Origin of the sequence: Candidatus Oscillochloris fontis, from assembly GCF_004138135.1 — a bacterium.
GTDB lineage: Bacteria > Chloroflexota > Chloroflexia > Chloroflexales > Chloroflexaceae > Oscillochloris > Oscillochloris fontis.
In genome coordinates this window covers 112,080-120,789 of sequence record NZ_RYFD01000006.1, presented here as the reverse complement: position 1 = coordinate 120,789, position 8,710 = coordinate 112,080, and the positions used below count along the sequence as shown (strand labels likewise).

The 8,710-nt window shown below is 58.9% G+C and carries 5 protein-coding genes; 3 read left to right on the top strand and 2 right to left on the bottom strand.

Features of this window, described 5'->3' with window-relative positions; all coding sequences use genetic code 11:
* Positions 1-67 precede the first annotated feature (67 nt).
* Both EKD03_RS04525 and EKD03_RS04520 read right to left on the bottom strand, forming a co-directional pair.
* Positions 68-1,036 (bottom strand): hypothetical protein, encoded by a 969-nt coding sequence (locus EKD03_RS04525; protein ID WP_129628024.1) that lies wholly within the window; start codon positions 1,034-1,036, stop codon positions 68-70.
* 129 nt (positions 1,037-1,165) lie between these two features.
* On the bottom strand, positions 1,166-3,808 hold the full coding sequence (locus tag EKD03_RS04520; protein WP_129628022.1) for a VWA domain-containing protein: 2,643 nt from the start codon (positions 3,806-3,808) through the stop codon (positions 1,166-1,168).
* Between the two features lie 231 nt (positions 3,809-4,039).
* Here EKD03_RS04520 and EKD03_RS04515 point away from each other — a divergent pair, with 231 nt between their 5' ends.
* From EKD03_RS04515 to EKD03_RS04505, 3 genes are all read left to right on the top strand, one after another.
* Positions 4,040-4,717 carry a response regulator transcription factor gene (locus EKD03_RS04515; protein ID WP_129628020.1) on the top strand — a complete coding sequence of 226 codons (678 nt, stop codon included), beginning with the start codon at positions 4,040-4,042 and terminating at the stop codon, positions 4,715-4,717.
* 192 nt (positions 4,718-4,909) lie between these two features.
* Complete coding sequence (gene rpsA, locus EKD03_RS04510; RefSeq protein WP_129628018.1) at positions 4,910-6,118, top strand: 30S ribosomal protein S1; 1,209 nt, start codon at positions 4,910-4,912, stop codon at positions 6,116-6,118.
* A 48-nt stretch (positions 6,119-6,166) separates the two neighbouring features.
* On the top strand, positions 6,167-8,689 hold the full coding sequence (locus EKD03_RS04505; RefSeq protein ID WP_129628016.1) for an ATP-dependent Clp protease ATP-binding subunit: 2,523 nt from the start codon (positions 6,167-6,169) through the stop codon (positions 8,687-8,689).
* Positions 8,690-8,710: the final 21 nt, after the last annotated feature.

Here is an 8,710-nt window from a genome sequence, read left to right as displayed (position 1 = left end):
CCCGTTGCGGGCGTTCAAGGTGAGCGGGTGGGTAGTGCTATGTCGCAAAAAGACCTGGAAACTTAATTTACGGACTACTACCCGAAATAGTAAATATCTGACGCATGTTGGCCCGCCGATTTCGGATTCGTTGCCATCCCGCACTCCCGCGCTCGGTCTGCTCCAGAATAATTTGCTGTAGCCGACAGGTTCCGAATGGTGCCAACGCTTGCCCTCCGCTCTGGCAGAGATGGTGATAGTCGGTTTCAATCGCTTCCCAGACATGCTCTGCGCTGATCTCAAACCCGGCCAACTGTTCAATATCCAGCCGGTAGGTCGGGTTGGTGTGCTGCTCCCGAAACGCAGTGATCAACCGTGCTGAAACGCTATTCAGGTGGCCACGCCGCAGGTCGTCAATCCAGTCCGAGGCGTCATCCGCGATCTGGCGTGCCGCTGTCAGGCAGCGTAGTGCCGTATTGATCGGTGTGTAACGCGGATCACTCTGGTTCGATCCATGGAACTGGAGTTGGGCCTCAAGGCTAAAGCTGAATGGAGCAGCCCGCTGCATCAATAGATTCGGGGTCCATATCGCTAGCTGCTCGCTGCTCAACTCGGCCAATGATTCGCCCCGTGTTGCGACCTCCTGGGCATATGCGTCGGCTGTTTCCAGCGCTTGGGCCATCAAGACATCCCACGCCGCTGTTCCCGCTAACCCTAGGTTCCGGTAGGTTTCGAGGCTCTCTAGGAGCGCTTGTTGTGTACACGGGAGCGCATGGGTTGGTACACTACCATCGAGTATCCCGTCAAAAAGCCCCGCGTACCATGCCAACCAGAGGTTGGCACTGCCTAGCTCTTCGCGTTGTACTTCGTCAAGCGGGATCAGATCATGTAGCCACGTTGGAAGTAGTGCTGCCCAGTGGCTAAACTCTGCCGCTAGAAATGCTCCCAGTAGTGGGCGACATGCCGCCGCTAGTGCCACCGGGTACTGTGCAACCCGTTGCTCAAGGATCTGGCAGATGCGCCGGTATCTGGTTTGTTCGGATTCACGCAGATCCATAGGTGTTGGCTTGCCTGATATTGTACCGTTTTTATTTTACCATATTTTAACAAATGTGCGTAGGGGCGAAGCATCGCCTACCAATATAGTCTGTGTTCCCCAGGCCGCATGGTGGGCGATGCGCCGCCCCTACTCCTCGCGCCCCCGTATGCGTGCCGCCGCTTGCCGCCGCGCCTCAGCTAAACGTTCTCGTGCCCGATCCTCTTCAGGTTCCTCACGCTTCATCCCCCGCTTGCTCCGTACCAAGCGTCGTACTCCGATGTCTACCGGTAGTAACACTAACGCCAGTATCATCAATTCTTGTCCCAGCTCATGGGCCGCAGTGACGCCACTCTCGACCCGGTCAAATGCCGCTGCTGGGTCGCTGATCGCTTCGCCTCCGGTGCGTGCGGCTAATCCTTCTAGCAACGCTAGGTTGCCCTGCCCAGCGCGGTACTCGGCGGCGTAGGGTACCACCAACCCCAAGGTCTCGCGCATCACCACCTGGTTCGCCTGGGTGACCGCGATCTGCACGAGGTAGGTGCCGGGTGGCGGGCTGACCAAGCGGGTCTGGTAGGTGTACGGGCCGACCTGGTTGAGTGTGAGGCTACTCTGCGTGCCCGCATGGTCAATCAGCGTCGCAGTGACGCCCAGATTGCTCACGCTCATTCCACTGCTATCCAGCCGTAGTGTGGTCTCCCCGCCTGCTACGAGCACCTCGCTGCGGATCATCTCGCTGCTCTGGTTGGGGAGGATCTCCCCCACCATCTGGGCCGCAAAGCGCGGGAACTCGCTCCATGTGATCCAGTCTTTGGCCCAGCGCCCACTGGTGTCACTCAGCCATGCCGCGCTCTGCCCTAATCCATACTGCCAGATCGCCAATACTGGTTGCTGCTCGTCACTCATCAGTACCAGCCGCGCCGTCGCTTTGAGGCTGCTGCCGTGCATCCCATACAGTGCTGGCACGCTGCTGATCCCGGCCATGATCGGGCTGCTTTCGGTGGCAATCGGAACAAACCGCCGCTCCACAATGCCATCCCCAACCACCATGATCGTCTCATCAACTAGAATCTGTGGGACGGCCTGCATCGCTTCGGCGACGTAGTAGCGCCCACCGCCTATGGTTGCCAGTTGCTGTAACTCCTCCGCCGTGTCGCTGCCGGCGGCCACCACACTCAGGGTGATCCCTTGGCTACGCATCGCTTCAACGAGCGCAATCTGGTCGTTGCCCTCGCCCCAGCCATCGGTAAGCAGGATCATGTGTTTGATCTTGGTCTCTACGCCTGCCAGCATCCGCTGCCCTTCGCTCAACCCAGCCCCAATATTCGTGCCACCATCCGCCGCTACCCCTACGATGGCCCGTAAGACCTCCTCCTCCGTTACTCCTTGGGTGATCGGCAGGGTCGGAAAGGCTTGGCTGTCAAAGGTGATGATGCCTACATGATCGTCGCTGCGCAGCAGCGCAATCGCCTGCATCAGTGCCTCTTTGGCAATGTCCAACTTGCGCACACTCCCCGCCGCTTCCTCCATACTGCCCGATTTATCAATCACAAAGACGAGCGCCAGATCCGGGTGTTCTTCGCGGTCGCGCACGTCCATAAAGACCGGCAAGGCCGCCTCTACCGGCGTATCGCGGTAGCCACCAACCCCAAAGCTCTGGTCGCCGCCAATCATCAACAGCCCGCGCCCAAGATCACGCACATAGATCTCTAGCGCCGCCATGACCCCATCTGGTAAGGCGTGTGCCGGGGTGTTGAGCAGAATGACCGCAGCATACTCGCTCAGCCCGTTGAGGTCGCTGGGCATCGCGGCTGGCGCACGAACCTCGGTGACAAGGTTAGTGGCGGCGAGGGCGTCGGCCAGTGCTCGCGCCTCATCGGCTTGCGCCGCCACGATCAATACCTGGGGCGGCCCATGGCCATGGATGAGCGCGGCGACTTCGTTATTCTGCACCCGCCCATCCGCTTCCCCCTGCACCTGCACCCGTAAGCGTTGGAAGCCGCTCGCGGTTACGCGCACCTCAAACGGCACAATCGTACTTCCTGGTTCGAGATCAATGATCTCGTCAACCAGAACGCCCTGCTCACCGATCAGCCGCACATAGGCGCGTTGGGCCACGCTACTCTCGATCCTCGCCGTGATGTGCGCAATCTGCCCCACCCGTACTTGGCTGGGCAGCGCCACCTCCGCGATCAGGAGCTCGGCATCCCCACTGGGCAGGCTCAGATCCACAAACGAGATCGGGATGTTGCGGGCCAGCGCGAAGCTCGCCGCCTCTTGAGCCACCCCGCTATTCTCTGCACCATCGGAGAGCAGCACCAGCCGCTTCTCACTCTCGGCGGGGAAGAGCGCCACCCCCAACCGGATGGCCGCAGCAATATCGGTCTGGCTCACGTCTGGCACCGCATTGATCCGGCCCAACTGGCGCGTCATACTCGGTAATCGCTCCACCAGTGGCGCAGCCCCAAACACCACAATCGCCGCTTGATCCCCCTCCGGCATCGCTACCAGCGCGGCTTGGATGAAGCTCTCGGCCTGGGCGCGTACTGTCGGCGAGAGCGAATCACTCCCATCCAGCAGAAAGACCGTGGTCAGGTGGCGTACCGGCAATACCACCTGCACCCCCGCCAACGCCAGTACCAGTGCCAATCCGATCAGGCTGCGCAACCCTAGGCTCATCCAGAAGCGCCTGGTACGCAGGTGGCGCGGAGTGAGCAGCGCGAGACCCCAGATGCCGCCGATCAGCCCCAGGAGCCACAACATCTCTGGGTAGATGAACGCGAGGTGGGGCATAGTTGGAACTCCTTTGGTGGGAGGGCAGAACGTAGCCCCATGTGCAGCCGCAGCGGGGGCTTCGGGGGCCGCAGTCCCCCGAAAAAACCTTGCTTGTTGGGGTGTGTTTTGGCGGCGAAGCCGCCAAAACACACCCCAACAAGCTCTTTTCTGGGCGCAGCCCAGTAGATTTTTACGGCAGCCGCCGTCTAGGCGCTCCTTAATTGTACCCAATTATGCTACAATCAATCCATGCAACAGCGAATCCTCATCATTGAAGACGAGTTAGAGATCGCCAACTACCTGCGCCGTGGGCTGATCCTAGAGGGCTTCCAAGTCTCGGTCGCTTACGATGGCCCCCAGGGCTTGGAGTTTGCTCGCGAGGCACCCCACGATCTGGTGGTGCTCGATCTGATGCTCCCCGGTATTGATGGGGTTGAGGTCGCACGCCGCCTGCGGGCGGCCTCCGATGTGCCAATCATCATCCTCACTGCCCGCGATAGCATCCCCGACCGTGTGACGGGCCTGGAGGCAGGTGCCGATGACTACCTCGTCAAGCCCTTCGCCTTTGCTGAATTGTTGGCGCGCATCCGCGTCCAGTTGCGCCGCCGCCAGTCGGCCCAGCAATCCGATATCCTGCGTTTTGCGAATCTCACCCTCGATACGGCTGCGCGTGAACTGCGGATTGGGGATCGCCGTATTGATCTCACCGCCAAAGAATATGATCTCCTCGATCTCTTTATGCGCCACCCCAACCAAGTCCTCACCCGCGAGGTGATCTATGATCGCGTCTGGGGCTATGATTTTGGCGGTGAAAGCAATATTATCGAGGTCTATGTGCGCTACTTGCGCCAAAAACTTGAAGCCGCTGGTAGTGCGCGGGTCATTCAAACGGTGCGTGGTGCAGGCTATATTCTGCGCGAAGACTGAACTAGTTCAGATTGGTACAAAAATGGCCTTTAGGCCAAAAAAATGGTTTTAGTGCATTAGCACGCCAAATATTTGCCCTGTAGATCCCTTGCGTTTTGATTTTTGTCGGCGTATAATGGTATCCACAGTTCACGGATCACCCGTTCGCCGCACGTTGGTTCCTCGCCTGCCGCTGTGCTGTAAGGGACGCGCATGGAAGAACGCAAGGGCATCACTACTGGCTCCGACACGCAATACGCATCCGAGCCACGTGACAATGGCATGGATGAAGAGGATCTCGCTCTGATGGAGCAGTTCCTCAATGATCCTGCCCACGATTATCGCAATCTCAAGTATGGTGATACGGTTGATGGCACCGTTATGCGTATTGACAAGGACGAGATCCTTGTTGATATTGGAGCCAAAGCCGAAGGTATTGTCCCATCCCGCGAGATGCAATCGCTACCTGCCGAAGATCGCGCTGCACTGCGCATCGGCAGTGAGTTGCTGGTCTTCATCGTCCAGTCTGAAGATAAAGAAGGACGGGCGATTCTCTCGGTGGATAAAGCCCGCCAAGAGAAGAGTTGGCGCATGCTCCAAACGGCCTTTGAGCAGGGCGATGTGATCACCGCACGGGTGGTGAACTACAACAAGGGTGGCCTGCTGGTCAACCTTGATGGGGTGCGTGGCTTTGTGCCCGCCTCACAAGTCAATGGCATCAGTCGTGGCCCTGAGACCCAGAAGCAGTCCGATATGGCTCGCATGGTCAATACCGATCTGCAACTCAAGGTTATCGAAATTAATCGCAACCGCAACCGCCTGATCCTCTCCGAACGTCAGGCAGTGCAAGAGGCTCGTGAGACGAAGAAGGACGAACTGCTCTCCCGGCTCAAAGAGGGCGATGTGCGTACTGGTACGGTCAGTTCCGTCTGCGACTTCGGTGCCTTTGTTGATATCGGCGGGGCTGATGGCCTCGTCCATCTCTCTGAGATCTCCTGGAGCCGGGTTAAACATCCTTCTGAAGTGCTGCATTCCGGCGATAAGGTGCAGGTCTCGATCCTCAGTGTTGATCATGACCGCAAGCGGATCGCGCTCTCGATTAAGCGCACCCAGAGCGAACCCTGGACACGGGCCGGTGAGCGTTATCAGCTTGGCCAGATCGTTGAGGGTACGATCACGCAACTCGCCTCGTTTGGTGCGTTTGCGCGCATTGAGGATGGGATCGAAGGGCTTATCCATATCTCTGAGATGGGTGATGAGCGTATCCAGCACCCCAAAGAGGTGATCGCAGAGGGCGATACGATCCAGGCACGAATTATTCGCATTGATCCTGCCCGTAAACGCATGGGCCTTAGCCTGCGCCTCAACCGCGAACCCGATGAGCCGGTTGAGGATGTGGACGAGGAACCTGAGAACGCCTAGTTGAGCCCCCCCGCCGCTTCAGGTGGCGGGGTTGCTGCGGAGAATATCATGTCTGACCTCTATAGTAAGTTCACCAAGCGGGCCAAGCAGGTGCTTCAGCTCGCAACCGAGGAGGCGCGCAGTTTTAACCATCCCTATATTGGTACCGAGCATATTCTGCTCGGTCTGATCCGCGAGAGCGAAGGGATTGCCGCTCGGGTGCTCGATGACCTCGGCGTGAAGTTGGCTCAGGCGCGCAGTGCGGTTGAGTTTATTGTGGGGGTGGGTGAAGGCGCGACGGTTAATGATCAGGAGTTGACCGCCCGTGCCCAAAAGGTGATTAAATACGCGATTGAGGAGGCAAATCGCCTCAATCATCACTATATCGGCACCGAACATCTCTTGTTGGGCCTCGTGCGTAATGGCGAGGGTGTCGCTACCGGTGTCCTCGATATTATGGGTGTCTCGTTGGAGCAGGTGCGCAACCAGGTGATGCGCGTGCTGCGCCACGGTACCGCCGGAACTACCGAGCAGCGTGGCAGCGCCGCGCAGCCCGCTGCCCAGCGCCAGTCCAAGACGCCCTACCTCGATGCGCTCGGCACCGATCTCACCGATATGGCCGAGGCCGGGCGCCTCGATCCGATCATCGGGCGCCAGCACGAGATTGAGCGCGTCATCCAGATTCTCTCGCGCCGTACCAAGAATAATCCCGCTCTCATTGGTGAGCCGGGGGTTGGTAAAACGGCGATTGTCGAGGGTCTTGCCCAGCGTATCATCCAGGGCGATGTTCCTGATAGTATCAAGGGCAAGCGCGTCGTGACGCTCGATATGGGCGCACTCGTCGCTGGTACCAAGTATCGCGGTCAGTTTGAGGAGCGCCTCAAGCGGGTGATTGATGAGATCAAAGAGACCCGCTGTATTCTTTTTATTGATGAGTTCCATACGATTATCGGTGCCGGTGGGGCCGAAGGCACGCTCGATGCAGCCAATATCCTGAAGCCCGCGCTCTCACGCGGCGAACTCCAGACGATTGGTGCGACGACGCTTGATGAGTACCGCAAGTATATTGAGCGTGATGCCGCCCTCGAACGCCGCTTCCAGCCGGTGATGGTGGATGAACCCTCTCTGGAGGATACCGTTCTTATACTGCGCGGCATCAAGTCACGCTATGAGGATTTCCACCAACTCCAGATCTCCGATGAGGCGATCAAGGCTGCTGCCGCCCTCTCGGCGCGCTATGTGCCCGACCGCCAGTTGCCCGATAAGGCGATAGACCTGATTGATGAGGCTGCTTCCCGCGTGCGGATGTATCGCTCTGCCACGCCGCCCCAACTGCGCGATGCACTGCGGGGCCTTGAGGCACTGCGCAAGGAGCGTGAGGCCGCTGTTGAGGATAAACAGTACGATCTCGCCTCCGATATGCGCGAACGTGAAGATCGCATGCTCGCCCGCATTGCTGATATCGAGCGCCAAATCGGTGAGGCCGGTGGTGAGCGCACGGTTGAACGCCCCTATGTCACCGAAGAAGATATTGCCGAAGTGGTGGGTATGTGGACGGGTATTCCTGTCACGCGCCTCAAGGGCGATGAGACGATCCGCCTCATGCAGATGGAGAACTTCCTCCATGGCCGTGTGATTGGCCAGCAAGAGGCGATTGTTACTATCTCCAAGGCTGTTCGGCGCGCTCGTGCGGGGCTTAAAGATCCCAAGCGCCCCATCGGTAGCTTCATCTTCCTTGGCCCTACCGGCGTCGGCAAAACCGAACTGGCCAAGACGCTGGCTGAGTTCATGTTTGGGGCCGAAGAGTCGCTGATCAAGATTGATATGTCCGAGTTCCAGGAGCGCCATACCACCTCGCGCTTGGTCGGCTCCCCTCCGGGGTATGTCGGTTATGGCGAGGGGGGCCAGCTCACCGACGCGGTGCGCCGTAAGCCCTATAGTGTCGTGCTCTTCGATGAGATCGAGAAGGCGCATCCCGATGCCTTCAACCTGTTGCTCCAGGTGCTTGAGGATGGCCACCTGACCGATGGCAAGGGCCGTAAGGTGGATTTCCGCAACACGATCATCATCATGACCAGCAATGTTGGCACTGAGCATATCCGCCGTGCCTCGCGCATCGGCTTCGGTGGCCCGGCCAACGATATTGACCAGAACGATATGCGGCGTAAGGTTGATGATGCCCTCAAGACCCTCTTCCGGCCTGAGTTCCTCAACCGTATTGATGCGACGATCATCTTCCACCCGCTCACGACCGAAGAGATCCACCAGATTACTGGGATCATGCTCAAGCGCGTGCAGCGGCAACTCGAAGATCACCAGATCACGATTGATGTGCGCCGCGATGCCCTTGATCTGTTGGCCAAGCGTGGCTATGATCCCGCCTTCGGCGCTCGCCCGCTGCGCCGCATCATCACCAACCTGATCGAAGATCCGCTCGCCGAGGGTCTGCTCTCCGGGCGCTTCGTGAATGGCGATGCGGTGATTATTGATACCGAGGAGGATCTGCTACGCCTGCGCCCCCAGCGCCAGATTGATGCTGAGGCGGCAGGTTCGGCAGAACCTGAAGATGCCGAGAGTCCGGCCCTGGCGTAATGGGCTTGGCTGTGTAATCGT

Bases quoted from the DNA above. Each gene is read 5' to 3' on its own strand.
- EKD03_RS04525 (WP_129628024.1), bottom strand. From the start codon at position 1,036: ATGGATCTGCGTGAATCCGAACAAACCAGATACCGGCGCATCTGCCAG.
- EKD03_RS04520 (WP_129628022.1), bottom strand. From the start codon at position 3,808: ATGCCCCACCTCGCGTTCATCTACCCAGAGATGTTGTGGCTCCTGGGG.
- EKD03_RS04515 (WP_129628020.1), top strand. From the start codon at position 4,040: ATGCAACAGCGAATCCTCATCATTGAAGACGAGTTAGAGATCGCCAAC.
- rpsA (WP_129628018.1), top strand. From the start codon at position 4,910: ATGGAAGAACGCAAGGGCATCACTACTGGCTCCGACACGCAATACGCA.
- EKD03_RS04505 (WP_129628016.1), top strand. From the start codon at position 6,167: ATGTCTGACCTCTATAGTAAGTTCACCAAGCGGGCCAAGCAGGTGCTT.